Below are 24542 nucleotides of genomic sequence, written 5' to 3'. Positions count from 1 at the left end.
CGACCGCACGCCCGCGGCGGTGCCGCGGCGTGTGTCGGGATCGGGCTCAGGACCAGCTCTGGTAGGGAAGGCTGTTGCACGCCCAGGTGCGGAAGCCCAGGGAGCTGTCGTCGATGCACCGCGTGGTGTGCTGGTTCTGGAAACGGACGGTGCCGTCGTTCCAGACCTTGATCCACCAGCTCTGCTCCGGGCTGGAGTTGCAGACGGCGGTGCGGAAGCCGCTGTCGGTGTCCTCGATGCAGCGGCCGGTGTTGATGTTCTTCAACTCACGTGTTCCGTCGCCCCAGACGTGCACGTTCCACTGCTGCGGATGGGACCCGTTGCAGCTCCAGGTGCGGAAGCCGTTGCTGGTGTCGTCCATGCACCGGCCCGTGGCCTGGTTCCGGAAGGACTGGACGGCGTCGTACGTCCCCGCCTGGCCGGCAGAGCCGGAAGGGCCGGAGGCGGCCAGGGCACCGGTCGCCGGGGCGAGTGAGGTGAGGGCAAGGGCCCCGCCGAGCAGAAGTGTGGTCGTGACGCGCATGTGATCCGTCGTCTCCTTCGTGTCCGTGGAACTGGTGGGGGGGGGACACAAAGTAGGAGTCCAGGAGCGGGGCGGAACACCCGGAATGGTCCGGAGTGACAGCGGGTCCGTGCGATGTCGTGATCAGTTGCCGAGCCCTGTCCCGTACCCGGCTGAAGGCCGTCGGGCCGCACCGCAGGACGGGGCCATGGCCGTCCGTGACCACCGGCGGGGACGGGCCGTGCGGGGCGGTCTTCCTCGGAAGAGTCGACGGTGCCGATACCTGCCCGGCAACCAGGCCCTGGTGCCGCGGGACACCGTCAACGCCCGCCGCCCCGAGTACGACCGGGTCACCGTGTGGGCGGCCTCCTGGATTCCGGTGGCCTCCCACGGAGTGGGGGATCGCACCTCGGGTCTGTACCTGGAAGACGTCGCCGACATGCGCGAAGCGCCGGCCCTGGCCACGCGGGACAAGCCCGGCCTGGTCGGTGGTGCGCTGGTGTGGGGCAGCAGCATCGATCCTGCTCGGGAAGACCGGTGGCGACCTCTGGTCGGCTGACGAGGCACGAGGAAGGGACCGGCCCGGCAGGCCGGCCTCTTCCCGTTTCATGTGCCGGCGCTCAGTCCAGGTCTGTTCCTTGAGGCGCGGCTGGATGAGGAGGCCGTCCTGCGCGAGATCGAGGCCAAGCGGCGCATCCTGGCCCGTCGTGAAAGTCCGCGGAGGCGAAGGGATTCTGGGTGTGGGGCACCTGCCCGGAAGCCCTTCGTTCCGGTGGTCCGGGGCCTTCCGGCGCGGGAAGGCCCCGGCCGGTCAGAAGTCCTGCGGGGACGGCAGCGGGAGCCGCAGATCCTGACGGGTCTGCTGCGGTGTCGCCCGGCAGGTCACGTCGGTGGCGGGCAGCCGGCCCGTCGTCAGGTAGGCGGTGGCCGTCGCGTCGGCGCAGGAGCCGGAGCCGTACACGCCGTGGCCCTGGCCGCCGAGGACGGTGGCCAGGCGGGCGCCCTTCAGGACCCGGCGCAGTCCCTTGCCGCTGACCAGCGGCGTCTGGGAGTCCCACTCGTTCTGCAGGATCAGCGCGCCGGAGGAGTTGCTCACCCGGGTGGCGGGCTCGGAGCCGGCGGGCCAGAACGCGCACGGCTTGATGTGCGAGGCGATGTCGCCGTAGAGCGGGTACACCGCCTTGTCGCGGATCGCGTCGTGGCGGTACCGCTCCGGGTCCCGGGGCCAGGCACGGGTGTCGGCGCAGACGACGGACCAGAAGCTCGCGTCCATGTTGTCCTCGGGTACGTCGGGGACGTCGGCACCGGCCCGCGGCGCGGCTCGCCCGGCGAACGACGGCGGGGCGGGCCGATCCGGCGCGGCCCCCCGGGACGGCGCCGGCGGCGGGGTGCCGCCCTCGGCGGCGGTCTTCAGCCGGACCACCAGCTCGGCGGCGGCCTGCGGGTCGAAGAAGGAGGCGCGGGTGCCGGTCCTGATGTCGTCGCCGGTCAGCCGCATGCCGTCGAGTTCGACCGGGGTGCGGTCGGCGTCCGCGACCAGCTTCCAGAAGGCGGCGCGGACCTCGCCGGGAGTGTCACCGAGCCGGTACGTGGCGTCCCGCCGCGCGGTCCACGCGGCCCAGCGGGCGAACGCCGGTTCGGCGCCCTCCGCCCACACCTGGATCATGCCGCGCCAGACGCGCGCCGGGTCGACGGCGCTGTCCAGCACGAACCGGTCGGCACGGCGCGGGAACATCTGGGTGTAGACGGTGCCGAGATAGGTGCCGTAGGAGTAGCCCAGGTACGAGATCTTCCTCTCGCCGAGCACGGCACGGACGACGTCCATGTCGCGGGCGGTGTTGCGGGTGGTGAGGTGGGGCAGGACGGCGCCGTTCCGCGCGCTGCACTTCTCGGCCACGGTCCTGGCCCACCGCACGTCCCGGTCGAACGAGGTCGCCTTGTAAGGGCGTTGCCAGGACAGCTCGTCGCCGGTGAGGCCGCAGCTCACCGGCGAGCTGCGGCCGACGCCGCGCGGGTCGAAGCCGATGAGGTCGTACCGCTTCTTCACGGCGTCGGGCAGTTGGGGCGCCATCCACAGCGGCATGTCGAGGCCCGGTCCGCCTGGACCGCCGGGGTTGAGGAGGAGGACCCCGCGCCGGTCCCGGGGGCTGGTGGCCTTCGCCCGCGAGATCGCGAGGTCGAGCTTCCGGCCGGCCGGGGCGCCGTAGTCGAGGGGGACCTTGATGGTCGCGCATTCGAGATCGGCGGGCGCCTGCGGGTCGCAGGGCGTCCAGCGCGGCTTCTGCCGTGCGTACGACGCTAACGCCTCGGTGGTGGTGGCAGTGGTGGCGGAGGCGGAGGCGGAGGCGGTGGCGGTCGTGGCCGCGGCGCGCGGCGGGGCCGCGGCGACGGCGGGGGTCAGGGCGGGCAGGAGCGCCGCGGCGGCGGCGACCGCCACGACGGAGGCTATCCGGGTGCGCACAGGGCGTCAGTTCCTCATGGGTGCGGAGGGATCGGTCCGCAGCACCCTTTCGCGGATCGCGGCGGTACGGAATCCCGCGCGAGGAGCGGATCGACTACGCCTCCGGGAGGAGACGGGCCCGGCGAAATGGTCCTTGGGGAGGCGAACGCACGGGGCCGCATTTCCGTCCAGGGCGCGGCGGCGTTTCGTCCAGGGCCCGGCGGCGTCTCCGTCCCGAGCCCGGCGGGTTTCCGTCTGGGGGTCTCTTCCTCGTCGCGGGCCCGGTCGCCGCTTCGTCACGGGAGGCGGCCACTCCGGCACAGGCTCGGTCGCCGCCTCGTCACGGGTCGGTCGGCGGTGCGTCACGGGTCGGTCGGCGGTGCGTCCCGGCGGGCCAACCGGGCCTGGGACCCGCCGGATTGTTTGGCCGGGGCGTCGGTGGTCAGGCGGGAGAGTATGGAGAACTCACTGCGGTTGTTGATCGCCCTGTGCGGCTCCGCGATGGTCGCGTACGCCGCCGTGCGCGCGGCCGACCTCGCGGCCCACCGCGCGGACGTCCGGCGTCCCGGCACACCCCTGTGGGGGTTGCTGCGCCGCTGCCGTACGCCCCTGTTCGTCGTCCTGTTCACCGCCCTGCTCGGCTGGGCGATGCGCGTCACCGGCTGGACGCCCGCGCAGGAGCACGCCGGGCTCGTCGATCGGCTCCGGGCGCTCTGTCTGATCGGCAGCGGCGCCTGGCTGACCGTCCGCGTCGCCACCGCCCTGGTGGAGTCCTCGTACGCGCGCTACGCCGGGCGCACCCGGGACCCGGCGCGGGTGCGGAGGGTGCGGACCCAGGTCACGCTGATCACCCGGGTGGTGTCGGTGGCCGTCGGGGTGATCGCCTGCGCGGTGGCGCTCGTGACCTTCCCGTCGTTCCGGGCGCTGGGCACGTCCTTGCTGGCCTCGGCCGGGATCATCGGCATCGTGGCCGGCGTGGCCGCGCAGTCGACCCTCGGCAACCTCTTCGCCGGCTTCCAGATAGCCTTCGGCGACATGGTCCGGATCGGCGACACGGTCGTCGTCGACGGCGAGTGGGGCCTGGTCGAGGAGATCACCCTGACCTTCCTCACCGTCCGCACCTGGGACGAGCGGCGGGTGACGCTGCCGGTCTCGTACTTCACCTCGCGCCCCTTCGAGAACTGGTCCCGCGGCGGCGCCGAGATGACCGGCACGGTCTTCCTCCAGTGCGACCACGCCACCCCGGTCCCGGCGCTCCGGGCGCATCTGCGCGGCTTTCTCGACGAGTGCCCCGGCTGGGACGGGCGCGGCTGGGATCTCGCGGTCACGGACACCTCGCCCACCGGCATCACCGTGCGCGCGCTGGTCACGGCGAAGGACCCGGACGAGCTGTGGACGCTGCGCTGCGGAGTCCGCGAGGAACTGGTCCGCTGGCTCGCGAGGGAGCATCCGGCCGCGTTGCCGAGGATCGTCACGGGTCCGCCCCCGCACGGCGAGGACGGACCTCCGTCGCTGGACTGAGGCGCTCAGCCGCGCCGGTCGCCGTCCTCCCGCCGCTCGTCGGGCGTGGACCAGGAGTCGTCGCGGGGTGCTCCTGGCTGCGGGGCCGTGGTGTCGCCGACGGAGCGCCTCCGGCGCGCCACGCGGCGGGAGCCCCACCAGAAGGCGCCGAGCAGGACGGCGACGACGATCAGGCCGATGACGAGGCCGAAGCCCAGGGCGTTCGAGCCCGCCGAGGCGAGGGCGGGTGCGGCCGTGTACAGAGGTGCGCTGGTCATGGGTGCCTTCCGGTCGGAGGCGGCGCGCGCGACGGACCCTTCGGGCGGGCCCGTGCGACGGGACACAGGGCGCGTCTCTCCCGTACCGGTGCCCGCAAACCTACCGGCGGCCCGAACACCCCGGCGGCCCGAACACCCCGGCGGCCCGAACACGCCGGCGGCCCCGGCCACGCCAGCTGCCCGGACTCACCGGCCGTCCGGACACACCGACCGCCCCAACCCACCGGAGGCCCCGACACACGGGCGGGGCGTCGGGCAAGCTGAGGGCATGAGCGACTTGTACGGTGCCGCCGTCGTCCTGCGCCCCTCGGCCCCGGAGGACGTCCCCGCCCTGGCCGCCATCCGGGCCACGCCCGAGGTGCGGGCCCGCTGGCGGGGCGCGGACGACCTGACGGGGGAGGTCGCCTCCGACCTGGAGGACCCCGACACGCGCTGTCTGACGATCTGGCTCGCCGACCGGATCGTGGGCCTGATCCAGTGGTACGCCGAGGACGAGCCGGACTACCGGCACGCCGGGATCGACCTGTTCCTCGACCCGTCGGTGCACGGCCGGGGTCTGGGCACGGACGCCGTCCGCGCCCTCGCCCGCCACCTCGTCGACGACCACGGCTTCCACCGGCTGGTCATCGATCCCGCGGCCGACAACGCGGCGGCGATCCGCTGCTACGAGAAGGCCGGGTTCCGCCCCGTCGGGGTGATGCGCCAGTACGAGCGGGGCGCGGACGGCACCTGGCACGACGGCCTCCTGATGGACCTGCTGGCAGCCGAGCTGGTGCGCTGAGCCGGCCGGGGCGGGACGCCCTCAGGATCCACCCGCACCCGCACCCGCACCCGCACCCTCCGTAGTCCCCGCCGCCGCCACAGCAGCGGCACGAGGGATGCGGATCGCCCTTGAGCGAGGGTGTGGCTGCGGCAGGGGCCCGCGAGGGGTTACTCCGCGAGTCGGATCCGGATGCCCACGGTGCGGTGCGCGCGCCCCTTCAGCCGGCTGCCCAGCAAGCCGACCCGCGCGGCGAGACCGTACTTGCGCTTCATCAGGTCGAGGTAGCGAGCGGTGTCCTGCTCGGCGGGCAACTCGGCGACACCCGGCACGGGCTTCCCCTTCGGGGTGCCACGCCAGTCGCAGGGGGCGACGGTCACGCGACCGCTGTTGCGGATCCGTTTGACCTTGCCGGCGTCGGCCGCGCTCCACACGGCCAGGCAGTCCCCGTCCCGCATCACCCACACCGGAGTGGGCACCGCCCGTCCGTCCCGACGGAAGGTCGTGAGGAGTACGTACCTGGATGCCGCCAGCCGCTCAACGAGGCTGTCAGGTAAGGGCGTTGAGGCGGAAGGTAAGGTGGCCATCCCGCTAGTATAACTGGTTAGTTAACTCGCTGGGGCCGTGAACTGACGCGGCGTCCGTCCCGACGACGAGGAGTGAGACGTGCTGAACTTCGCCTGGGCGGTACTCGCCGGATTCGCCCTGGGCACCCCGGCCGTACCCTTCGGTCTCTCGATCTCCCTCGCCCCGCCCCTCGCCCTCATCGCCGTGCTTCTCGGCGCTGCCGGGTGCCTGCTCGCCGCCGTCTTCGCGGCCGGGTGGCTGCGTGCCCGATGGCTGGTCAGGCGCTCGAAGCGGCACCCCGGCACCGTCGGTTCGCCGCCCGTGGATCGTCGGAACCGCCTCGACGGCCCCACCGGTCGACGGGCCCGGCGCCTGGCGAACCGGTACGGCGTGATCGGCTTCGGCATCATCGGGCCGGCGCTCTTCGGCACCTGGGGATCGGCCATGCTGGGCACGGCGCTGGGCCTGCCCCGGTGGCGGCTGATCAGCTGGCTCATGGCGGGCGTCACCCTGTGGTGCACCGTCATGCTGCTCGCCTCCGAGGCGCTGATCGACGCCCTGGGGCTGAGGTGACGTCACACGCCGCGTACCGGCGGCCCCCGATCGCGAGATCCAGGGGCGACGAGTCCTCACGCCCCGGCAGGCCCGTAACGCGCTGTTAATATGACCCCCATGTCCCAAGCCGAGGCCACGAAGGCGCGCATCCTCCACGCGGCGACAGTGGAGTTCGCGGCCCACGGAATCGCGGGAGCCCGTGTCGACCGGATCGCCAAGGCGGCCTCGGCGAACAAGAACCTCATCTACGTCTACTTCTGCAACAAGGACGGGCTTTTCGACGCCGTCTTCGACGCACACCTCGGGCGCGGCCTCGACATGGTGCCCTTCACGCCTGACGACCTGCCGGAATACGCCGGGCGCCTGTTCGACCACTTCCAGGAGCACCCCGAGGTGCTCCGCCTGGCGACCTGGCACCGACTGGAACGCGGTACAGCCGTCGCCGAGCCGACCCGCAACGAGAAACTCGCTTCGTTGGAAGCGGTCCGCAAGGACCGAGAGGGCACAGCGGACTTCGCCCCGGCCACGCTCCTCACCCTCGTCCTGGCCATCGCCTCGGCCTGGAGCCCGACGAACGCCGCGAGCATGCCGGCGGCGAACGACCTGGCGTCGAGCCCGGCGGAATGCCGGAACGCGATCGTGGAGGCCGTGCGGCGCCTCCTGTGACGGGCGGTGTGTGTCACTCGCGGCACCCGTGCAGGTGAGGGAGTCGAACGAGCGCTCCGACGCCGGTGTCACCGCGGTGCGCAGGGGTCACGGCCCGCCGGCGGGGTGCTCGGTTCGGGTCAGGGGCGCTGCTGCGGGTGCAGGTCGTAGGTGAGGTGCGGGCCGAGCGCGTGCAGGAAGTCGGAGGCGTCGAAGATCTCGCCGGCGGAAGCGACCCCGACTGTCCTGGTGCGGCCGGTCAGGACGCGATCGAGGGCCTCGGTGACGAGGGGCGCGGTGACGGCGTAGATGTCCCGGCCAGTGGCTGTGGCCCGGCGTTCGGTTCCTCCGGAGCGGACGACGACGTCGACGAGGAAGGTCTGTTCCGAGCGCCCGCGCTCGTCGTCGGCGGCGGTCGGGGCCGGCGTGTCAGGGGCTGCGACGTCCCGGGCCGCCTCGGCGCTCATGTAGGTGGTCACATCGGGGATCGAGAGGTGCTGGGGGACGGTGACGACGTCGGCCATGGTGAACTCCCCGATCACCGGCCGGAGTCCCGTCGGTTCCGGAAAGGCCCACTCCAGGGTGGGTGCGGGGTCGGTGCGGCGCTCCCACTGTCCGCCGCTGTAGCGCAGGCGGTGGTCGCCGCGGCGCGCGCGGGAGACCGCGCCCGAGAGCCGGGTACCCGTGGTGGGGTGCCAGTTGCTGAGCGCGTAGGCGATGTGTGCCTCGTCGGCCTCGGTCCAGTCGCCCATCGCCGCGGTGGTCAGCAGATCGCCGAGGCCGCCGAAGAAGGCCATGGCCGGGACGATCACCGCTTCCGCGTCCCGGGCGCGCTCGCGGTAGCGGGCGAAGGTGTCGAGGTTGGCCTCGAGCTCGGCGGCCACGTCCAGGTAGGGGATCCGCGCGCGGAGCGCGGCCTCGATGACGGGGCCGGTGGTCGACGCGAAGGGGCCGGCGCAGTTGATCACCGCCGCCGTGCCCGCCAGTGCCCGGTCCAGCGAATCCGGGTCCTCGACCGACGCCACCCGGGCCTCCCACCCTTGTGCGCGGGCCATCTCCTCCAAGGCCGGTGCGTTGCGTCCGGACAGCACCGGGGCGAACCCCCGCGCCGCCAGCTCCGCGACCACGAACCGCCCGGTGTGACCGTAGGCACCGAACACCGTCACCGGCCTGCCTGACCCCATGCAACTCTCCCGTGCACTCGAACGTCCGCTGCGAGGTTTCTCCGCCGCGGCCTGACACGAACATCCTGTCGCTCCGGCAGCACCCCGCACGAGTGTCGGAAACGACATGCCACGTACAGTTCCGGACATGCCCTCTGTCGCGCTGGCCGTCACCGACGGCATGCTCCACTACGAACTGTCCGTGGCTGTCGAGGTCTTCGGATCCGACCTGACCCACCTCGTGGATCCCTGGTACGACTTCTCCCTGTGCGGGAGCCGACCGGTGCACGTCGGCCGCTTCCGCCTGGAACCCGACAAGGGACTCGACCACCTCGCGCACGCGGACACGGTGATCGTGCCCGGCTGGGCCGACACCGACCGCGACCCACCCGTCGAGCTGGTCGAGGCGGTGCGCGCGGCCCACGCGGCCGGTGCCCGCGTGGCCTCGCTGTGCACGGGCGCCTTCGTCCTGGGCGCGGCGGGACTGCTCGACGGCAGGCGTGCCACCACGCACTGGGCCCACACGCGGGAACTGGCCCGGCGTCACCCGGCGGCCACCGTCGATCCGGACGTCCTCTTCGTCGACAACGGCGACGTCCTCACCTCCGCGGGCAAGGCCGCCGCCATGGACCTGTGCCTGCACCTGGTCCGCCTCGACCACGGCTCGGCCAAGGCCAACAAGATCGCCCGACGCCTGGTCGTCCCACCCCACCGTGACGGCGGCCAGGCCCAGTTCATCGAAACGCCGGTTCCCGCCCGGGGGAACCACCCCCTGGGCGGGCTCTTCCCCTGGGTGCTGGAGCGGCTCGACCAGCCGCTGACCGTGGAGGACCTGGCCCGTCAGGCCGGCATGAGCTCACGTCACCTCGGCCGTCACTTCAAGCGCCTCACCGGCACCACGCCACTGCAATGGCTCCACACCCAGCGCATCCGCCACGCCCAGGAACTGCTGGAGACCACCGACGCCACCGTGGACACCATCGCCGCGGCCACCGGCATGGGCACCGCCACCACCCTGCGCCGCCACTTCCACCGCGGTGTCGGCGTCCCACCCGACGCCTACCGCCGCACCTTCCGCCCCTGAAGGAGGGCCGAACCCGGCATGCCCCGGGCAGAACCGCGGGCCGGGATGTCCGCCTGCCTGCGCGGGGGTGGTCCCACGCCGCCGTGGGTGAGATCGCCCACGGTGTTCTGCAGGGTGTTCCCGGTTCTCGGGTGTGCCTTCGCCGTGTCAGGCCGGTGCGGGCCGGCGGTCGATGACCGTCATCTTCTCTTCGAGGGCGGCGAAGGCGTCGGCCCAGTGGGGGGTGTCGACCTCGCAGGCGGTGGTGGTGCCGATGATCCCCCCGCGTCTCACCGGCACCGGCACCGGGCTCACGTCCCCACCCGCCGCATCGTGATCATGCCGTTGACCTGCGGATTTCGTACGAGTCCCTGGTGTGAACAGTGGGCGAATCCCTGGCGTGACGGGTTTTCGAGGTGCCGTGCCACGTCCTAGCCTCCCCGCCATGTCCGACTTCTCACGCCGTAAGGTCCTCGGCACTCTCGCCGCGGGGTCCGCGCTCTCCGTCCTGCCGCCCTCCCTCCTGACGGCCATGGCCGCCCCCTTGCCGCGCGGTGGCCTCCGGGCCGTCGAGCACGTCATCGTGCTGATGCAGGAGAACCGCTCCTTCGACAACTACTTCGGCACCCTCAGGGGCGTCCGCGGCTTCGGTGACAGCAGAGCGCTGCGACTGCCCGACGGTACGAGCGTGTTCGAGCAGCCCCGCTCCGGCGGGCCCGCCGTCCTGCCGTTCTCCGCGCGGCGGGCTGCCGTCGACGCCGGACGGCCCGAGAGCGACATCCAGTACCTCGGCTCGCTGCCGCACGGCTTCACCGACGGGGTACAGGCCCGCGCGAACGGATGGTGGAACGACTGGATCGCCGCCAAGGGCCAGAGCACCATGGCCCATTACGACCGGCGCGACATTCCCCTCCAGTACGAACTCGCCGACCGCTTCACCATCTGCGACGCCTACCACTGCTCCGTCTTCGGTTCCACGAACCCCAACCGCAACTACCTGTGGACCGGCACCACCGGGTTCGAGCCCAACGGCGGGGGCCGGGCCGTCACCAACGCCGCGTACTCCTACGGCCACGCCGGCTACGACTGGACGACCTACCCGGAGCGTCTGGAGGCCGCCGGGGTCTCCTGGCAGATCTACCAGGAATGGGACAACTTCACCGACAACGCGGTGGAGTACTTCAAGCCGTGGAAGCGGATCGGCCGGAAGATCCTCACCGCCGCCGGCTTCGCCCACGCCACCACCGAGGAGTTCTACGACAAGCTGTGGGCGAAGAACGACAGCGAGCGGCAGGCCGATCTGGCCCGGTTCCGCACCGCGGTCGACGCGCTCCCCGAGGACGAGCGCCGGCTCTTCCTCCGCGGCGCCTACCGCTCCGAACCGGGCACCCTGCTCACCCGGATCAAGGCCGACATCAAGGCCGGGACCCTCCCCAAGGTCAGCTGGGTGGTGCCCACCGCCGCACTGTCCGAACACCCCGGATCCTCCACGCCCGTCGGCAGCGCCGGCCTCGTCTACGACCTCTTGGACGCCATCGCCGCGGACCCCGGCACCTGGGCGAAGACCGCGCTGTTCATCAACTTCGACGAGAACGACGGCTACTTCGACCACGTCCCCGCCCCCACCGCGCCCAGGCCGGAATCGGGCGACGGCGACGACTGGGTGGGCGGCCGCCCCGTCGGCCCCGGACCGCGCGTCCCGATGACCGTCGTGTCCCCCTGGACGGTCGGCGGGTTCGTGAACTCCGAGCTCTTCGACCACACCTCGGTGATCCGGTTCCTGGAGAAGTGGACCGGCGTCCAGGAACCCAACATCAGCGCCTGGCGGCGCAGCGTCTTCGGCGACCTGACCTCCGTGTTCGACTTCGACCGCGCCTACCGGCAGCCCGAGGTGGAGCACCCCGGGGCGGTCCCGGCACCGATCGGCCGCTGGAACCCGGTGCCGCCGGCGACGCAGGAGCGGCCCGTCCAGGAGCCCGGCGTCCGCCCCACCCGGCCGTCCCCGTACCGGCTCTCGCTGCGCGCCACCGTCACCGGCACCGAGGTGCGGCTGGCGCTCGGCAACGAGGGGCGGCGGGCCGCCGCGATCACCGCGTACCCGGGGGACGGGACCGCCCCGCGGTCCTGGACCGTCGCCGGCCGCGACAGCACCACCGGCAGCCTGCCGTACGGCCCCGAGGGCTACGACCTCCAGGTGCACGGCCCCGGCTGGGCACGGTGGGAACTGCGTGGCGCGGGCACCGGCGCCGAGGCGCACGTCGTGGAGCGCGCCGACGCCCGCAGCGTCGACGTGGAGTGCGGCAACCCGTCGGAGCGGACCCGCACGCTCCTGGTGGGGGAGTCCACCCATCCGCGGCGCGGCGAGGGCCGTGTGCGGACGGTCCGCCTGGCACCCGGCCGGACGCGGACCGTGTCCGTACCGCTCGCCCGGCACGGCTGGTACGACATCGTGGTGCTCGACGAGGACGACCCCCGCTTCCTGCGGCGGATGTCCGGCCGGCCCGCGGACAGCGGACCGGGCGCCACCGACCCGGCGATCGGGACCGGGCCGGCGCTGAGCGCGACGCTCGTCCTGCCGGAGCCGCTGCCGCCGTTGACCGCCCCGTTCGTGCAGGGCAGCCCCGCCGAGGTGACGGTGCGCATACGCAACGAGGAGACCGGCCGGCTGCGGGACCTCGCGGTGTCGCTGCCGGCACCGGCCGGCTGGACGGTCGAGCCCGCCGGGCCGGTACCCCGGAGCCTGCCCGGCGGCGGCTCGGCGGACCTGCGCTTCACGGTCACGCCCGCGGCGGACGCCACCGTCGCCACCCTCACCGTCGCCGCCCGCGCCGAAGGCGACGGCCTGCTGCGCGTCGCGGACGCCCGGGTCCGGGCCGAGGTCGCCCGCGCGGTGACCCTGACCCTGACCGCGCCGGCCAGCTCCCCCGGCACCGACGGCTGCGCGCTCTACCCGGAGCAGCCGCTGGCCGTGACCGCGACCGTCACCAACGCGGGCAACGCCCCGCTCACCGACCTGTCGGCGGCGCTGGCGGTACCCGACGGGTGGCGCGCCGCGGCGGCCGCCGGCACCCCGGCCTCGGTTCCGGCCCGTACGTCGGTGAAGGTGGTCTGGGAGGTCACGGCGCCCGCGTCGGCGGCCCGCACCTCGGCGACGCTGAAGGCGGCCGTCGGCGCACGCACCGCGGGCGGCGCGGCGGTGGAGCAGACGGGGTCCCTGGCCACCCGGGTGGGGCCGGTGATGACCGGCTACCTACTCGCCGAGAACTTCGAGTCCCTCGCCGACCGGCTGGCCCCGGCCGCCGACCTGAGCCGTCCGGGGCTGCGGGGCTGGACGCGGACCGCGCCCGAGGGCTGGACGGTCGGCAACGCGGCCGGGATGCCGCAGGGTACGGAGGAACTCAACGGCTGGTCGTTCCTGTCCCGGCAGTTCTGGTTCCCGGCCGGCCAGGAACGCGGCGCGTTCGGCCGGTCCCTGGGTGTCGTCGCCGTCGCCGACCCGGACGACTGGGACGACACGGGCAGCCCCGCCAGCCGTGGCACCTTCGACTCGACGCTGACGACGCCCGCGGTCGCGATCCCGGCGGGAACCCCGACGCTGTACCTGGGCTTCGACTCCCACTACCGGCAGGAGAGCCCGCAGGAGGCGGAGGTGACCGTGCTCTTCGACACGGGCGCCACCTCTCGGGTGCTGCACTACTCCAGCGCGCCGTCCGGGAACACCAACAACGGCCGCGACCAGCAGAACCGTCTCGTGACCTGTTCCTTCCCGGTGCCGGCCGACGCGCGCTCGGTGAAGGTGGGCTTCCGGATCCACCACGCGGGCAACAACTGGTTCTGGGCCGTGGACAACATCAGGCTGGGAGCCTCCCCGCTCGCCGACGCCTGACCGACCGCGGCCCCCACCCCGACCGGCCCCCGCCGGAGCCGGTCGGGCTGGGGGCCCGGTCCCCAGGCTCGGTTGCTCGCCCGGCGGAGCGGTGCCACCCGTTCCGGCGGTTTGGCCGAACTCTGCGTAGACCAGATAGATGCCTGAGGCATGTAGTGGGTGTGGCGCCAACGCCGGAGCCAACGATCTGCCGTCTGCGAGGTTCCTGATGACGACAACGGAAGAAGCCGTCGCCTTTCCCCAGAGCCGATCCTGCCCCTACCACCCCCCGGCCGCCTACGACCCCCTGCGCCAGGACCGTCCCCTGTCCCGGGTCACCCTGTGGGACGGACGGGAAGTCTGGTTCGTGACCGGACACCGGACCGCGCGGGCCCTGTTGGCCGATCAGCGCCTGTCCACCGATTCCACCCGCCCGGACTTCCCGATCCCCACGGAACGGGCCCAGGCCCTCCGCAGCCGTCGGCGCGCCGCGCTCCTCGGGTGGGACGACCCCGAGCACAACGTCCAGCGCAGGATGCTGATCCCGAGCTTCTCGCTCAAGCGCACGGACGGCATGCGTCCCCGAATCCAGGCGACCGTGGACAGGCTGCTCGACGCCATGGAGGAGGCGGGTCCGCCCGCCGAGCTGGTGAGCGCGTTCGCGCTGCCGGTGCCCTCCATCGTCATCTGTGACCTGCTGGGTGTGCCGTACGAGGACCACGACTTCTTCGAGGAACAGTCCCGACGGCTGCTCCGCGGACCGACGGGGGAGGACATCGAGGACGCGCTGGCCCGGCTGGAGGGCTACCTCGGCGACCTCATCGACGGCAAGCGCGCCAAGCCCGGCGACGGCGTCCTCGACGACCTGGTCGCACGGCAGGCGCGCGAGGGCGGCCCCGACCGCGAGGAGCTCGTGCAGCTGGCGACCATCCTGCTGGTCGCGGGGCACGAGACCACCGCCAACATGATCTCCCTGGGGACGTACACGCTGCTGCGGCACCCCGAGAGGATGGCGCAGCTCCGAGCGGATCCGAGCCTGCTGCCGGCGGCCGTGGAGGAGCTCTTGCGGTTCCTGTCGATCGCGGACGGCATGCTGCGCGTCGCCCGTGAGGACCTGGAGATCGACGGGGCGGTCATCCGCGCCGGCGAGGGGGTGGTGTTCTCCACCTCCCTGATCAACCGTGACGGCGCGGTCTACGCCGACCCCGACGCACTGGACTGGGAGCGCACGGCCCGGCACCACGTCGCCTTCGGCTTCGGCATCCACCAGTGCCTGGGCCAGAACCTGGCGCGCGCGGAACTGGAGATCGCCCTCGGCACGCTGCTGCGGCGCCTGCCGGGCCTGCGACTCGCGGCGCCCGCCGAGGAGATCCCCTTCAAACCCGGCGACACGATCCAGGGGATGCTGGAACTCCCCGTCGCCTGGTGAGCGCCCCCGCCACGCCCGCATCCGGCTCCGCGAGAGAGGAAACCCCACCGGTGCGCATCTCCATCGACCCGGACATCTGCATGGGGGCTGGCCAGTGCGCCCTGGTCTCTCCCGATGTCTTCACCCAGGACGACGACGGCTTCGGCACCGTCCTGCCCGGCCGCGAGGACGGAGCGGGCGGCACCCTGGTCCGCGAGGCGGCCCGTGCCTGTCCCGTCCAGGCGATCAGTCTGGGGGAGGCGCAGGCGCGGGACCGGTGAGGGAGGGCGGAGGCGCGCCGTTGCCCTCCCCGGGAGAACCAGGTGGCCCGCATGGGGCCCGCGGGACGACCGGAGAAGCAGCGGGTGACGGCCGCCTTCCACCCAGGGACGGTTCCTGCACGTCCGACAGCCGGGCCCCTCCGCGCGGGTACGTCCGGCGCGGCCAGGGAGGGTGCGATGCGTCCGTCCCGCACGGAGAACTCCACCGCCGCGGCCTCGGCGAAAGCCTCCTGGACGGGCGGGGGACGGGTACCAGGGCAGGGGCCACGGGTTGTGTCCGTACGCGGGTGCGGGGGGCGCGGTCACCCGCACCCCCTTGGTATGCCGTGCCGTCAGGTGTGGCGGTTCAGGTGATGAACCACAGCAGCGTGACCCTGATGTCGAGGTCTTCGTGCCAGTTCACTCCGACGCGGACCCCCACCTGTCCCCGGTCCATGGACACCAGGTTGTGGAGGGTGACGACCGCGTCTCCCATGACGGGCTTGTCGGTGGCGCGGCTGTATTCGGTGACGGAGCCGAGCACCATGGCGTAAGCCCCCTTGAAAGCGGGGACGTCCAGGATCCGCTGGAAGACGCCGTGGCCCCTCATGTCGAAGGACTGGGAGGCCATCTCCGGATTGAACAGGGCCTTGCCCGCGATCCCGCCCGCGGACGGGTTTGCTTCCTCGGTCCGAGCCCGCAGCACGTTGTCGTCGCTTGCCGGGCCGCCGGTGGCGGGTTCACGAAGAGTGTGGTGCGACATGTCCTTGGTCCTTTCGGTGAGGAGGGATCCCGACGGGGCAGCGGCACGTCCGTGCCCTCATGGCCTGCGGGTCATGCCCGTAGGGGGATCTCCGGGGGACCGGACCGTGTGCGCCGGCGGCCCGACGAGGGGGTACGCCCCGTCCTCGCTGTCCGAGCCGGCCGGCTGGGTACCGGTCTTCCCTTTCATGGTGGGCCGGATCCACGTCGCCGCGGCCCCCTGATGTCAGGGATGGACGGACGGCGTCACGCCGAGACGGACGGCGGCACGCCGAAAGGACAGCTGAACGGACCGGGGGACGGCCCCGGCGCCGACAGGGTCAGCGGGTGAGCGCCGCGCTCAGTTCGTCGCGCCCGTCCGCTCCCGTCTTGCGGAAGACCGCCTTGAGGTGGTCGTTGACCGTGTACGCGGACAGGTCGAGGCGGCGGGCGATCTGCTTGACGGACGCCTTCGTGCGGAGCTCCGTGACGACGTCGCGTTCCCGGGGGGTGAGGGAGTACCACGCGCACAGGGACGGCAGGACGAGGTCCCAGGTGGCCCCCTGGACGACGAGGGCGACATCGCCCGTGCCGTCCGCGTCGAGCACCTGGCCCTGGCAGGTGGTCCAGCGGCCGCAGGCCGCCGGGGGCGCGCACACCACGGGAAGCGATCCGCCCCGACGGCGGGCTTCCGCCCGGGTGACGAGGGAGAGCGACAGGAGGAAGGCTTCCGGTACCCACGAGGGGATGGCGTGCGCCGCCCACTGGTCCAGCCATAGCCGCGCCTGCGGGCTGACCGCCTTGATCCGGTGGTCGGGGCCGACGGTGATCACGCCCGCCGACAGGGGCGGAACCTCGGGGCAGAGGGGGCCGGCGGTCGCGTACCGGCGCAGGGCGGTCAGCAGCGCGGGTACGAGCCGAGCCGCCCGCTCGGCGTCGTCCTGGCCGAACGGCGCCGTACCCGCGCAGCGGAGCAGCCCGAGCGCTCCCCACACGCCCCGCCGGTCCCGTAGCAGCAGCCGCAGCTCGGAACTCGCCCCGTGGGCGGTGAGGATCTCCCGTATGCGCGGGTCCGTCACGGGCGGGCCGTCCGTCCCGGCCCCCACGACGACGGCCGGGGTCCGCAGGAGTGTCGGGACCGCCGGACGCTGCGGGCCGCCTCCCAGATGCCGGTGCATGACGAGCTCCCTGACCAGCGCGGGGTCGTACGCGTGCCAGAAGCTGAAACTGCCGAGTCCGGGACCGGTCGCGGGGGCGGTCCCCACTAGGCTCAGGCCGTCGTGGGCGACGATGGGGGCGAGCACCCGCGAGATCCCCGCTCCGGCCTCCTCGGAGCCGGTGTCCTGACGCGCCGCCGCGTAGAGGTCACCCGCCAGACGCCTGTCGTCGAAGAACGTGAGGCCCATATCCGACCATTATCCCCGTATGTGCGGAGAGCGGCCCGGAGAGGCCGGGAACCCCGTGGAAGCCGGTGCGCTCGCGGACGACGGGGAAAGCCCGCCCCGGCGAAGATCGCGGGGCCGCCCCGGTGAGCCGGAAGGCGGACAGGCGCTGCCCCGTGCCCCGTGTCCCCTGCCCCGTGCCCCGTGGCAACGGGATCCGTGCGGAATCGGCCCCGATACCGCTGCTACCTCAAGGCGCCGCATCCGGGTGCGCTGCCTCGGTCCGGCCGCCCGAATCCAGCGCGACCTCACGTACGGCCCGACGATTGATCCCGTGATGCGGTTACGGAGGCTGTGGCGCGGAAACCCCAGGGGCGGTCGCGATGGTCGCCGGTGAGGTCAGTCCGAGCGCGGGGTTGTCCTTGCCGTCCCGCATGTGGTCGAGCCACCGTTCGTACCAGCTGAGGAAGTCCGGTGCGCAGGAGACGTTCGGGGGCGAGAAGCCGTCCGCGTTGCCCGTGACCACACGGCCGGTGAGGGGGGCCGGTCACGGCGATCAGGCACAGATCGCCGCAACCCATCCGAGGGCTGCCGTCCGCCGGCTTCCGGTTCATCGTGAACAGTCTGCACTCCTCCAGCGGCAGGCGACCGTAGAAGGGGCCGGCGCCGCTGCCCCCGAGCTCGATGAGAAACGCGCGGCAGGCCGCAGGCAGGACGATGTGCTTCTCTCGTCTCCGGGAGAGTACCGATCGGTTCGGCGGAAACCCACCCGAGGGCCTGGAGTGCCTCTGCCAAGAGCGCGGTCTGGGACTCCGCACACCGGTCGAGGCTGCGTCCACTGTGGGGATCATGTGCGGATCAGGGGAAGGTCCTGTACCGGTTCGTGGGGGTTCGGGCCTCCCGTGAACGTCCGCGCCCACGGCCCCAGGGGTCGTAAAGCCTCCCGAAGCGTCACCAATTACACCTCGCCAGGAAGTCCCTGACGCCCTGTCGATCAGGTTTGCGAGTTGCTCCGGCGTTCTGGAAGCCTCCTTGTCACTTGTCCCGCACATGAGCACGGAGGCACCTTCACATGCCCTCAAGGCGAATACGCCGCGCGTGGTTCACCGCCGCCGTCGCGGCCTCGCTCGCGTTCACCGGCCTGGCGGCCCCCGCCCAGGCCGAGGACGCGCCCGTCACGGACCCCACCATCCAGGAGCCCCTCACGGCAGAGGCCGCGCCCGTGCCGTTCGCGGCCACCGCCTGGACCTCGCCCGGCGGCGCGGCCTCGCCGGGCGACTTCACGCTGTCGCCCGGCGCGCTGAACGCCGAGACCACCTCCCGCGTCGCCCGGCTGGACGCCGTCCTGCCCAAGTCGGGCGTGCAGAACCTCCTCGCCGGGGCCAACCGCACGGCCGAACCGTGGTGCTCCCGTGACCCGTTCGGCACCGCACCCGACCCCGACGTCAAGTACTGCCTCCAGAGCGACGACTCCGTCTCGCGCGAGTGGGTGCCCCAGGGCATCACCGGCGTCTCCGACGCCAAGGACAACGAACTGTGGGGGGAGGCCGGGAACATCCAGCTCTTCGCCTCGTACGACGGCTGGGACCCGGGCCGCGAGACCGACCCGGACCCGGCGACGGGCGACTGCACCGCCGCCGAGCTGGCCGCCGACGACGCCTGCGGCCAGAAGGGCGTCCGGATCACCTTCGTCCAGAGCCGGACCAACCCGGCCACCGGCAACCCCGAGACCAAGTACCGGCACGTCCTGCTGGGCTGGACGTACGTGAACTCCGCCGACCACGTCTCCTTCGACGGGCTGCACGCCGCCGAGTACCCGATCCAGAAGGGCGTCCACGCCGGCGGGATCGTCTGGTACGGCAACTACCTCTACGTCGCCGACACCCGCAACGGCCTGCGCGTCTTCGACATGCGCACCATCATGGACCTGGACCCGGACGGCGACCCCACCACGCACGACGCGATGGGCACGGACACCGACGGCGTGCAGACGACCGCCAACGTCCAGGACAAGACGAAGGTCGGCCGGCACAACAACGTCTGGTACAGCTTCGGCTACCGCTATGTGATGCCGCAGGTCGCCGCCTGGAAGTTCAAGGCGACCCAGAGCAACCCCAAGGGCTCCTACGCCTGCGTCTCGACCGGCGCCCCGAAGGCGTCGTACATCTCGCTCGACCGCAGCACCACGCCGGACCGGCTGCTGATGGGCGAGTACTGCCGTCCGCAGACCGGCTACCCGTCCACCGGGCGCCTCGCCTCGTACCCCGTCGCGGCCCTGGAGGGACGCTCCGCCGACGTGCCCGCGGAGGGCTGGGCCAACTACCTGCCCCTGGCCGGCGGCGGCGCGCAGGGAGCGACGGCGAACGGCGGCACGCTGTACGTCAACGAGTCCAAGGGCACGGACGAACCCGGCAACCTCTGGCGCTACCAGTGGAGCAACGGTCAGCTGGTCCAGGACGGCCAGGCCGTCAAGACCGCCCGGGGCGCCGAGGACCTCTATCTGGAGCGCGGCACCGGCCGCCTGTGGTCCCTCTCCGAACACCGCCCGGGGTCGGCGTCCGACTGCACCGCGAACCGGGACGCCGCCGATCCGGTGGGCACCGACTACTGCCAGCGGGTGCTCTACGGGCACAAGCTGAGCTGGCTCGACGCCCAGCCGTAGTCCGGGGTCCGGGAGCCCGGGGGGCCGAGGGTCCGGGTTCAGGATCCGGCGGGCCCGCCGAGCGTGCGTACGGCGTCCACGATCAGGTCCCAGAACCGGTCCGCGTCGATGTCGGTCGCGACGTCGACGCCGGCCGGCAGGCCCGTCACCCCGTGCAGGTCCACCACCGTCGCGCCCCGGGTGTACGTCCCGTTCAGCTCCACCGTCACCGCCGCCCGGACGACACCGGCCAGCGCCGGGTCGATCAGGTGGGCGACCGTGAGCGGATCGTGCAGCGGGGGCGCGTCGAAGCCGAACACCTCGCGATAGGTGGAGGCGAAGTAGGTGAGCAGTTCGACGCAGAGCCGGCTGAGCGGGGTGCCGAGGGCGGCGATCCGGGCGACCACCTCGGGGGTGGCCCGCACCTGGTGGGTCGCGTTGAGGCCGAACATCGTCACCGGCAGCCCGCTGCGGAAGACGATGTCGGCCGCCTCCGGGTCGCACAGGATGTTGAACTCGGCCGCGGGTGTGGTGTTGCCCCGGTCCGTCGATCCGCCCATGAGCACGATCCCCCGGATGCGGGCGGCGAGTTCGGGATGCGCGAGCAACAGCACCGCGATGTTGGTGAGCGGCCCGGTCGGCACGAGCGTCACCGGCTCCGGGTGTGCCAGAAGGACGTCCCGCAGCACGGTGAGCGCGTCGCGCGGGTCCTGCGGCACGTCCGGCTCGGCCGTGCCGAAACCGGGGCCGTCGAGGCCCGAGGCGCCGTGGATGTCCTCGGCGACCCGGCCCGGTCCGCGCAGCGGCCGGGCGCGGCCCGCGGCGATCGGCACACCCCGGATCCCGGCCGCCGCGCACACCCGCCGGGCGTTGAGCGTGGTCTTCTCCACCGTCTGGTTGCCCGCGACGGTGGTGATGGCGAGGAGCTCGACCGCGGGATGGGCGGCGGCGAGGAGGATGTTGAACGCGTCGTCGTGACCGGGATCGCAGTCGAGAATCACGGGAACCGGCATGTCCCCACCGTCCCACATCCGGCCCCGCCCCGGGGCAGTGCCTTGGTCGGGCCGAAAGACGGAACACCCCCGTCCGGGGGAGGGGCGACGGCGGGCGCGTGGCGTGAACGCCTCGCGTCACCCGTAGAGGTCGGTGGCCGAAGGCGTCCGGCGGGGTCGGGCCGCCGGGGTCGTGTAGGCGAAGTTCAGCACGGTCCGACGCAGGCCCGGGCGAGCCAGGGGTGTGACGCGGTGCGCGGTGGTGTCGCTGCGGAGCAGGTATGCGTCTCCGGCGTGGTGGTGGGCCGTGCGGGCGTGGCCGTGGTCCAGGTTCCGCAGGGACGTGGCCCGGGGCAGGAAGTGGACCAGTCCGCCGTCTGCGGGGTCCTCCGGCGCTTCGAGGAAGAGGACGAGGGCGTACGGGTGGTCGTCCGTGTGGGCGCCGTGGGTGTCGCCGGCGCGGTGCAGGATGTTCAGCACGTGCCGCTCGACGGGGTCCTCGACCTCGATGACGGGCTCGCCGGCCACCTGTCCCACCAAGCCGATGAGGTTCCGGTCCCGGTACAGCGAGGGGATCAGCTCGGATGTCCCGCTGATGACGTGGCCGCCGAGGGTCGTCATGTGGCGGGGCGAGTCGTCCATGCACGCCATCGCGAAGTCGCGGCGCCGCGCCATGGCCTCCAGGCCGGCGGCCTCCCGTCCCAGCGCGGCGAGCCCGTCGCCGGTCAGCAGTCCGGGGAGGGCGAGGTAGCCGTCCCGCGCGAACCGGCCGGCACTGCCGGGCCCGAGGCGGGTGAGGACGTCGGCGTCGAGGAAGGGGGACACAGAAGGGCTCCGGGGCGGGCGGCGACAGGTCTCACCTGCCTCCCCGTTCCCGGCTCCTCGCACGCCCCCAGGGAGCCGAACGGCCGAACGTCGCGACCCGTGGTACGCCAGAACAGCCCGCAGGTCCGGGCGACCCCCGGGTGAGCCCGTGTTGCGACCGTGCGCCCCCGGTGCTCAGGAGTGGAGGAGGGGCGGGTGGGGGCAGTATCCGACGATGGAGACCAGCACGGGCAAGGCGCGTTTCGACGACATCTACGATCAGCCGGATCCCCGGGCGTACTTCCGGCGCCTCGCGCCTCTCGCGTACGAGATCCCGCATCACGGGCAGGCCGCGTTCAGGCGGGCGGCCGCCGCGCGGGCCGCGCTGGACGACGGGATCCGGCAGGCGGCGGCCGTGCTCGACCTGTGCTGCTCGTACGGGATCAACGCCGCGCTCCTCAACCACGACGTCACCCTCGCGGAGCTGTACGCGCGCTACACCGGACCCGGGACGCGCCGACTGACCACCGCCGAACTCGTGGAGGCGGACAAGGACTTCTACGCCTCCCGGCGGCGGGACGGCGCGTACCGGATCATCGGGCTCGACATCGCCTCGGCGGCCACGGAATACGCGGTCGCGGTGGGGCTGCTCGACGGCGCGTACAACGAGAATCTGGAGACGGACGAGCCGAGTGCGCCGCTGCGGAACGCGATGGCGGGCGTCGGACTCGTCACCCTGACCGGCGGGGGCAGTTACGTCACCCGGAACACCTTCCGTACGCTGCTTCCGCAGGCCGAGAGGCCCGTGTGGGTGAGCGCGTTCGTCCTGCGAACCGTCTCGTACGCTCCGATCGCCGCGCTTCTGGCCGCGCACGGCCTTCGAACGGTCGCCGACGCGTCCCGCAGCTACCCGCAGCGGCTCTTCACCGACGAGCGGGAGCGGCGGTACGCCATCGAGGCCGTACGCGCCCTCGGCCTCGACCCCGCCGACCGCGAGACGTCCGGACGCTTCCACGCCACCCTGTACGAGTCGCGCGGGTGAGGGGCGCCGGGCCTGCCGCCGCCGGGCACCGGGAGGCGGCAGCGCGGCCTGTCGCGGCGGGGTGCCGCTGTTCGGTGCGCGGCGAAGGGGGTGTCGATGGATCCGTACGGGGACAGCGTGTTGCTGTCCCGGCGCCGGTACCGGCTGGAACGGAACGGCACACGGGAGCGGTGGCGGGAGCGCGCGGGCTTCGCCCTGCGGCGGGCCATCGCACAAGGTTCCGCTGGGCCGAGGAAGGTTTCCTGGGGCGGGGGTGCCCGCTGCGCAGGGCAGGGTGAGCGCGCGTCAGGGGATCGTCAGGCCGCACACACGGCTGGCGGGGTCGTGGATCCGCAGGTCCTTGATCATCTTCTTGGCCATCATGAGGTGGCCGCGCTCGTTCGGATGGAGTCCGTCGCCGAGGAGGGAGAGGGGCACCGCCCCGCCGTTGGATTTCAGCCAGTGCGCGTGATGGTCGACGAGGACGACGTTCAGTTCGGCCGCGACCTCCCGGGTGATCCGGGCGTAGTCGCCGAGGGACGCCCGGTCGGTCCAGCGGCCGGCGTCGACCGGGTTGGGGGTCTGGAGCAGGGGGATCGCCCCGTCGGGCAGTGCCCGGACGTTCGTCACCAGCTTGCGCAGGTTGGCCCGGAAGACGGAGGGCCCGATGGCCGCGGTGGCGGCGTCGTTCGTTCCGAGCATGATCGACACGACGCGGGGGCGGAACGCGCCGACCCGGTCGGCGAACTTCGCCAGGAGGTCGTTCGTGGTGCTGCCGCTGACGCCGGTGTCGATGACGAAATCGCTGTTCTTCGGCCTGCCGAGTTCCCAGCGCACCCGCTCCTGGAAGTGCTCGGGATAGCTGCGCCAGCCGTTGGTCCACAAGGCGCCATGGGTGATGCTGTCCCCCGTGGTCAACCAGACGGCAGGCCTGTCGGAGTTGAGGATCATCGAGAGCCGGCCGGCGTCGACGAGGTCGACACGGACGCTCTGGGCGGCGATCTCCGGCTGGGCCAGGACACGGTCCCAGACGGCGACCCGCTGGATCGTGCCGGTGTAGAACCACCTGCCTCCGGGCTGCTCGCTGTCGAGGGTGCGGGCGACGTTGAGCGCGGTGAGGCCGGGGACCGCACCGAAGAAGGACGCCTGGGGGACGGTGAGTACGGGGCGTCCGTCGGCGTGGAACGTACAACCGGCCTCGGAGACGGTGATCGCGACGGTGTGGAGCGCACCGTCGTCGTACATGGTGCGGGTGAGGTGGTTCTGTTTCACGACCCCGCCGTGGCGTACGGAGAACTGCAGGCGGCCGCCACTGACGCCGACCATGAGTCCGATCGACGGCTTCGTCGGGTCCGAGGCGCCGAGCAGGGTCATCGAGAGGTTGCGGCTCGTGGTGGCGAAGGTGGCCAGGACGGTGCCCGCGGTGAGTCCGCGGACGGCGCCGACTCCGGCGGAAAGGTCGGTGTACGTCCGGCCGTCGTAACTCCGGTCCAGCCGCCGGTCCAGCACGGGCGGGGTGGCTGTGGCCGCGAAGGCCCAGGTGAACGGGGTGGTCAGGGCGGCGGCCAGGGTGCCGGCGGCCTGCAGGACGGATCGTCTGCGCAAGGTGTTCCCCTTCGGGGTGGATGGCGCCCGTGGCACGCAGGGCGACCGTGTACGGGAAGACGCCGGGGGCCTGCCGTCCGGCGGTGGGGCCAGGCCGTGCCGCGATGTCCTGATCAGCCGGCCGGAGGGCCGTGACCCGTCCGCTGCGGCGGGCGAAGTGCCACTCGGGGGCCGCCGCCGTCGTCGTGGCCGACGACGTGGAGACCGCCCCGCACGTCGCAGATTCCCGGGGGCGGACCGGAGCCTTCCCCCACCGTCACCGGCCTCGCTTCCGGCCTCGCAGGCACCGAGCCCGGCGCGCCTTTCCCCTGCCGCGTCCATCGAGGCGCCGGGATCGCACCCGAGCCCCC

Annotated in this window: 22 protein-coding genes and 1 pseudogene; 11 read left to right on the top strand and 12 right to left on the bottom strand. The window is 72.7% G+C overall.

The window, feature by feature from the left end; genetic code table 11:
* Positions 1 to 46: 46 nt before the first annotated feature.
* Positions 47 to 523 (bottom strand): RICIN domain-containing protein, encoded by a 477-nt coding sequence (locus ABZ621_RS31750; RefSeq protein ID WP_360609901.1) that lies wholly within the window; start codon positions 521 to 523, stop codon positions 47 to 49.
* A gap of 187 nt (positions 524 to 710) precedes the next feature.
* On the opposite strand from ABZ621_RS31750, the gene ABZ621_RS31745 reads away from it, so the two are divergent.
* Positions 711 to 1061: a hypothetical protein gene (locus ABZ621_RS31745; RefSeq protein ID WP_360609900.1), complete on the top strand. Its 351-nt coding sequence runs from the start codon at positions 711 to 713 to the stop codon at positions 1059 to 1061.
* Between the two features lie 252 nt (positions 1062 to 1313).
* On the opposite strand, the gene ABZ621_RS31740 is transcribed toward ABZ621_RS31745, so the two are convergent.
* Entirely contained in the window at positions 1314 to 2963 is a 1650-nt protein-coding gene (locus ABZ621_RS31740) for an alpha/beta hydrolase (RefSeq protein WP_360609899.1), read from the bottom strand.
* Between the two features lie 435 nt (positions 2964 to 3398).
* Between ABZ621_RS31740 and ABZ621_RS31735 the strand changes: the two genes are divergently transcribed.
* On the top strand, positions 3399 to 4463 hold the full coding sequence (locus tag ABZ621_RS31735; protein WP_360609898.1) for a mechanosensitive ion channel domain-containing protein: 1065 nt from the start codon (positions 3399 to 3401) through the stop codon (positions 4461 to 4463).
* Between the two features lie 5 nt (positions 4464 to 4468).
* Here ABZ621_RS31735 and ABZ621_RS31730 read toward each other — a convergent pair whose 3' ends face one another.
* On the bottom strand, positions 4469 to 4720 hold the full coding sequence (locus ABZ621_RS31730; protein WP_360609897.1) for a DUF6479 family protein: 252 nt from the start codon (positions 4718 to 4720) through the stop codon (positions 4469 to 4471).
* Between the two features lie 268 nt (positions 4721 to 4988).
* Here ABZ621_RS31730 and ABZ621_RS31725 point away from each other — a divergent pair, with 268 nt between their 5' ends.
* The gene (locus ABZ621_RS31725; RefSeq protein WP_360609896.1) at positions 4989 to 5501 is read left to right on the top strand and encodes a GNAT family protein; all 513 of its coding nucleotides are present in this window, start codon (positions 4989 to 4991) and stop codon (positions 5499 to 5501) included.
* 149 nt (positions 5502 to 5650) lie between these two features.
* Here the strand turns inward: ABZ621_RS31725 and ABZ621_RS31720 are convergent, their stop codons facing one another.
* Positions 5651 to 6067 (bottom strand): PPOX class F420-dependent oxidoreductase, encoded by a 417-nt coding sequence (locus ABZ621_RS31720; RefSeq protein WP_360609895.1) that lies wholly within the window; start codon positions 6065 to 6067, stop codon positions 5651 to 5653.
* Positions 6068 to 6146: 79 nt separating this feature from the next.
* Here ABZ621_RS31720 and ABZ621_RS31715 point away from each other — a divergent pair, with 79 nt between their 5' ends.
* Both ABZ621_RS31715 and ABZ621_RS31710 read left to right on the top strand, forming a co-directional pair.
* Positions 6147 to 6620 carry a hypothetical protein gene (locus ABZ621_RS31715; protein WP_360609894.1) on the top strand — a complete coding sequence of 158 codons (474 nt, stop codon included), beginning with the start codon at positions 6147 to 6149 and terminating at the stop codon, positions 6618 to 6620.
* A gap of 99 nt (positions 6621 to 6719) precedes the next feature.
* On the top strand, positions 6720 to 7268 hold the full coding sequence (locus ABZ621_RS31710; protein ID WP_360609893.1) for a TetR family transcriptional regulator: 549 nt from the start codon (positions 6720 to 6722) through the stop codon (positions 7266 to 7268).
* Positions 7269 to 7387: 119 nt separating this feature from the next.
* On the opposite strand, the gene ABZ621_RS31705 is transcribed toward ABZ621_RS31710, so the two are convergent.
* Positions 7388 to 8431: a saccharopine dehydrogenase NADP-binding domain-containing protein gene (locus ABZ621_RS31705; RefSeq protein WP_360609892.1), complete on the bottom strand. Its 1044-nt coding sequence runs from the start codon at positions 8429 to 8431 to the stop codon at positions 7388 to 7390.
* Positions 8432 to 8558: 127 nt separating this feature from the next.
* On the opposite strand from ABZ621_RS31705, the gene ABZ621_RS31700 reads away from it, so the two are divergent.
* Positions 8559 to 9494, top strand: coding sequence for a helix-turn-helix domain-containing protein (locus ABZ621_RS31700; RefSeq protein WP_360609891.1), 936 nt, complete (start codon positions 8559 to 8561; stop codon positions 9492 to 9494).
* A 147-nt stretch (positions 9495 to 9641) separates the two neighbouring features.
* Here ABZ621_RS31700 and ABZ621_RS31695 read toward each other — a convergent pair whose 3' ends face one another.
* The gene (locus tag ABZ621_RS31695) at positions 9642 to 9788 is read right to left on the bottom strand and encodes a hypothetical protein (protein ID WP_360609890.1); all 147 of its coding nucleotides are present in this window, start codon (positions 9786 to 9788) and stop codon (positions 9642 to 9644) included.
* 130 nt (positions 9789 to 9918) lie between these two features.
* Here ABZ621_RS31695 and ABZ621_RS31690 point away from each other — a divergent pair, with 130 nt between their 5' ends.
* The 3 genes from ABZ621_RS31690 to ABZ621_RS31680 all read left to right on the top strand — a co-directional run bounded on the left by ABZ621_RS31690 (position 9919) and on the right by ABZ621_RS31680 (position 15027).
* Positions 9919 to 13359, top strand: a complete 3441-nt coding sequence (locus ABZ621_RS31690; protein WP_360609889.1) for a phosphocholine-specific phospholipase C — start codon at positions 9919 to 9921, stop codon at positions 13357 to 13359.
* Between the two features lie 208 nt (positions 13360 to 13567).
* Positions 13568 to 14767, top strand: a complete 1200-nt coding sequence (locus ABZ621_RS31685; RefSeq protein ID WP_360609888.1) for a cytochrome P450 — start codon at positions 13568 to 13570, stop codon at positions 14765 to 14767.
* Between the two features lie 50 nt (positions 14768 to 14817).
* Positions 14818 to 15027, top strand: a complete 210-nt coding sequence (locus ABZ621_RS31680) for a ferredoxin (protein WP_360609887.1) — start codon at positions 14818 to 14820, stop codon at positions 15025 to 15027.
* Between the two features lie 346 nt (positions 15028 to 15373).
* Here ABZ621_RS31680 and ABZ621_RS31675 read toward each other — a convergent pair whose 3' ends face one another.
* The 3 genes and pseudogenes from ABZ621_RS31675 to ABZ621_RS31665 all read right to left on the bottom strand — a co-directional run.
* Positions 15374 to 15769, bottom strand: coding sequence for a hypothetical protein (locus tag ABZ621_RS31675; RefSeq protein ID WP_360609886.1), 396 nt, complete (start codon positions 15767 to 15769; stop codon positions 15374 to 15376).
* A gap of 319 nt (positions 15770 to 16088) precedes the next feature.
* Complete coding sequence (locus tag ABZ621_RS31670; protein WP_360609885.1) at positions 16089 to 17153, bottom strand: helix-turn-helix transcriptional regulator; 1065 nt, start codon at positions 17151 to 17153, stop codon at positions 16089 to 16091.
* Between the two features lie 319 nt (positions 17154 to 17472).
* Positions 17473 to 17848: pseudogene (locus ABZ621_RS31665) on the bottom strand (SMI1/KNR4 family protein); the annotation flags it as partial.
* A gap of 353 nt (positions 17849 to 18201) precedes the next feature.
* Between ABZ621_RS31665 and ABZ621_RS31660 the strand changes: the two are divergent.
* Entirely contained in the window at positions 18202 to 19791 is a 1590-nt protein-coding gene (locus ABZ621_RS31660) for a hypothetical protein (RefSeq protein WP_360609884.1), read from the top strand.
* Positions 19792 to 19829: 38 nt separating this feature from the next.
* Here ABZ621_RS31660 and ABZ621_RS31655 read toward each other — a convergent pair whose 3' ends face one another.
* Together ABZ621_RS31655 and ABZ621_RS31650 are read right to left on the bottom strand one after the other, a co-directional pair.
* The gene (locus tag ABZ621_RS31655) at positions 19830 to 20783 is read right to left on the bottom strand and encodes a nucleoside hydrolase (protein WP_360609883.1); all 954 of its coding nucleotides are present in this window, start codon (positions 20781 to 20783) and stop codon (positions 19830 to 19832) included.
* A gap of 117 nt (positions 20784 to 20900) precedes the next feature.
* Positions 20901 to 21587, bottom strand: coding sequence for a hypothetical protein (locus ABZ621_RS31650; protein ID WP_360609882.1), 687 nt, complete (start codon positions 21585 to 21587; stop codon positions 20901 to 20903).
* Between the two features lie 214 nt (positions 21588 to 21801).
* On the opposite strand from ABZ621_RS31650, the gene ABZ621_RS31645 reads away from it, so the two are divergent.
* Positions 21802 to 22608: a hypothetical protein gene (locus ABZ621_RS31645; RefSeq protein WP_360609881.1), complete on the top strand. Its 807-nt coding sequence runs from the start codon at positions 21802 to 21804 to the stop codon at positions 22606 to 22608.
* 285 nt (positions 22609 to 22893) lie between these two features.
* On the opposite strand, the gene ABZ621_RS31640 is transcribed toward ABZ621_RS31645, so the two are convergent.
* On the bottom strand, positions 22894 to 24192 hold the full coding sequence (locus ABZ621_RS31640) for a GDSL-type esterase/lipase family protein (RefSeq protein WP_360609880.1): 1299 nt from the start codon (positions 24190 to 24192) through the stop codon (positions 22894 to 22896).
* Between the last annotated feature and the right edge of the window lie 350 nt (positions 24193 to 24542).

The sequence above is a fragment of the Streptomyces sp. NPDC007863 genome (assembly GCF_040633895.1).
Taxonomy (GTDB): domain Bacteria; phylum Actinomycetota; class Actinomycetes; order Streptomycetales; family Streptomycetaceae; genus Streptomyces.
Note: the sequence above shows the minus strand (reverse complement) of the source record. Positions and strands in the feature narration are given on the sequence as shown.

Excerpts from the sequence above, each read along its gene's own strand:
- ABZ621_RS31750 (WP_360609901.1), bottom strand. The coding sequence starts at position 523 with ATGCGCGTCACGACCACACTTCTGCTCGGCGGGGCCCTTGCCCTCACC.
- ABZ621_RS31745 (WP_360609900.1), top strand. The coding sequence starts at position 711 with ATGGCCGTCCGTGACCACCGGCGGGGACGGGCCGTGCGGGGCGGTCTT.
- ABZ621_RS31735 (WP_360609898.1), top strand. The coding sequence starts at position 3,399 with ATGGAGAACTCACTGCGGTTGTTGATCGCCCTGTGCGGCTCCGCGATG.
- ABZ621_RS31730 (WP_360609897.1), bottom strand. The coding sequence starts at position 4,720 with ATGACCAGCGCACCTCTGTACACGGCCGCACCCGCCCTCGCCTCGGCG.
- ABZ621_RS31725 (WP_360609896.1), top strand. The coding sequence starts at position 4,989 with ATGAGCGACTTGTACGGTGCCGCCGTCGTCCTGCGCCCCTCGGCCCCG.
- ABZ621_RS31720 (WP_360609895.1), bottom strand. The coding sequence starts at position 6,067 with ATGGCCACCTTACCTTCCGCCTCAACGCCCTTACCTGACAGCCTCGTT.
- ABZ621_RS31710 (WP_360609893.1), top strand. The coding sequence starts at position 6,720 with ATGTCCCAAGCCGAGGCCACGAAGGCGCGCATCCTCCACGCGGCGACA.
- ABZ621_RS31705 (WP_360609892.1), bottom strand. The coding sequence starts at position 8,431 with ATGGGGTCAGGCAGGCCGGTGACGGTGTTCGGTGCCTACGGTCACACC.
- ABZ621_RS31700 (WP_360609891.1), top strand. The coding sequence starts at position 8,559 with ATGCCCTCTGTCGCGCTGGCCGTCACCGACGGCATGCTCCACTACGAA.
- ABZ621_RS31690 (WP_360609889.1), top strand. The coding sequence starts at position 9,919 with ATGTCCGACTTCTCACGCCGTAAGGTCCTCGGCACTCTCGCCGCGGGG.
- ABZ621_RS31685 (WP_360609888.1), top strand. The coding sequence starts at position 13,568 with ATGACGACAACGGAAGAAGCCGTCGCCTTTCCCCAGAGCCGATCCTGC.
- ABZ621_RS31675 (WP_360609886.1), bottom strand. The coding sequence starts at position 15,769 with ATGTCGCACCACACTCTTCGTGAACCCGCCACCGGCGGCCCGGCAAGC.
- ABZ621_RS31670 (WP_360609885.1), bottom strand. The coding sequence starts at position 17,153 with ATGGGCCTCACGTTCTTCGACGACAGGCGTCTGGCGGGTGACCTCTAC.
- ABZ621_RS31660 (WP_360609884.1), top strand. The coding sequence starts at position 18,202 with ATGCCCTCAAGGCGAATACGCCGCGCGTGGTTCACCGCCGCCGTCGCG.
- ABZ621_RS31655 (WP_360609883.1), bottom strand. The coding sequence starts at position 20,783 with ATGCCGGTTCCCGTGATTCTCGACTGCGATCCCGGTCACGACGACGCG.
- ABZ621_RS31645 (WP_360609881.1), top strand. The coding sequence starts at position 21,802 with ATGGAGACCAGCACGGGCAAGGCGCGTTTCGACGACATCTACGATCAG.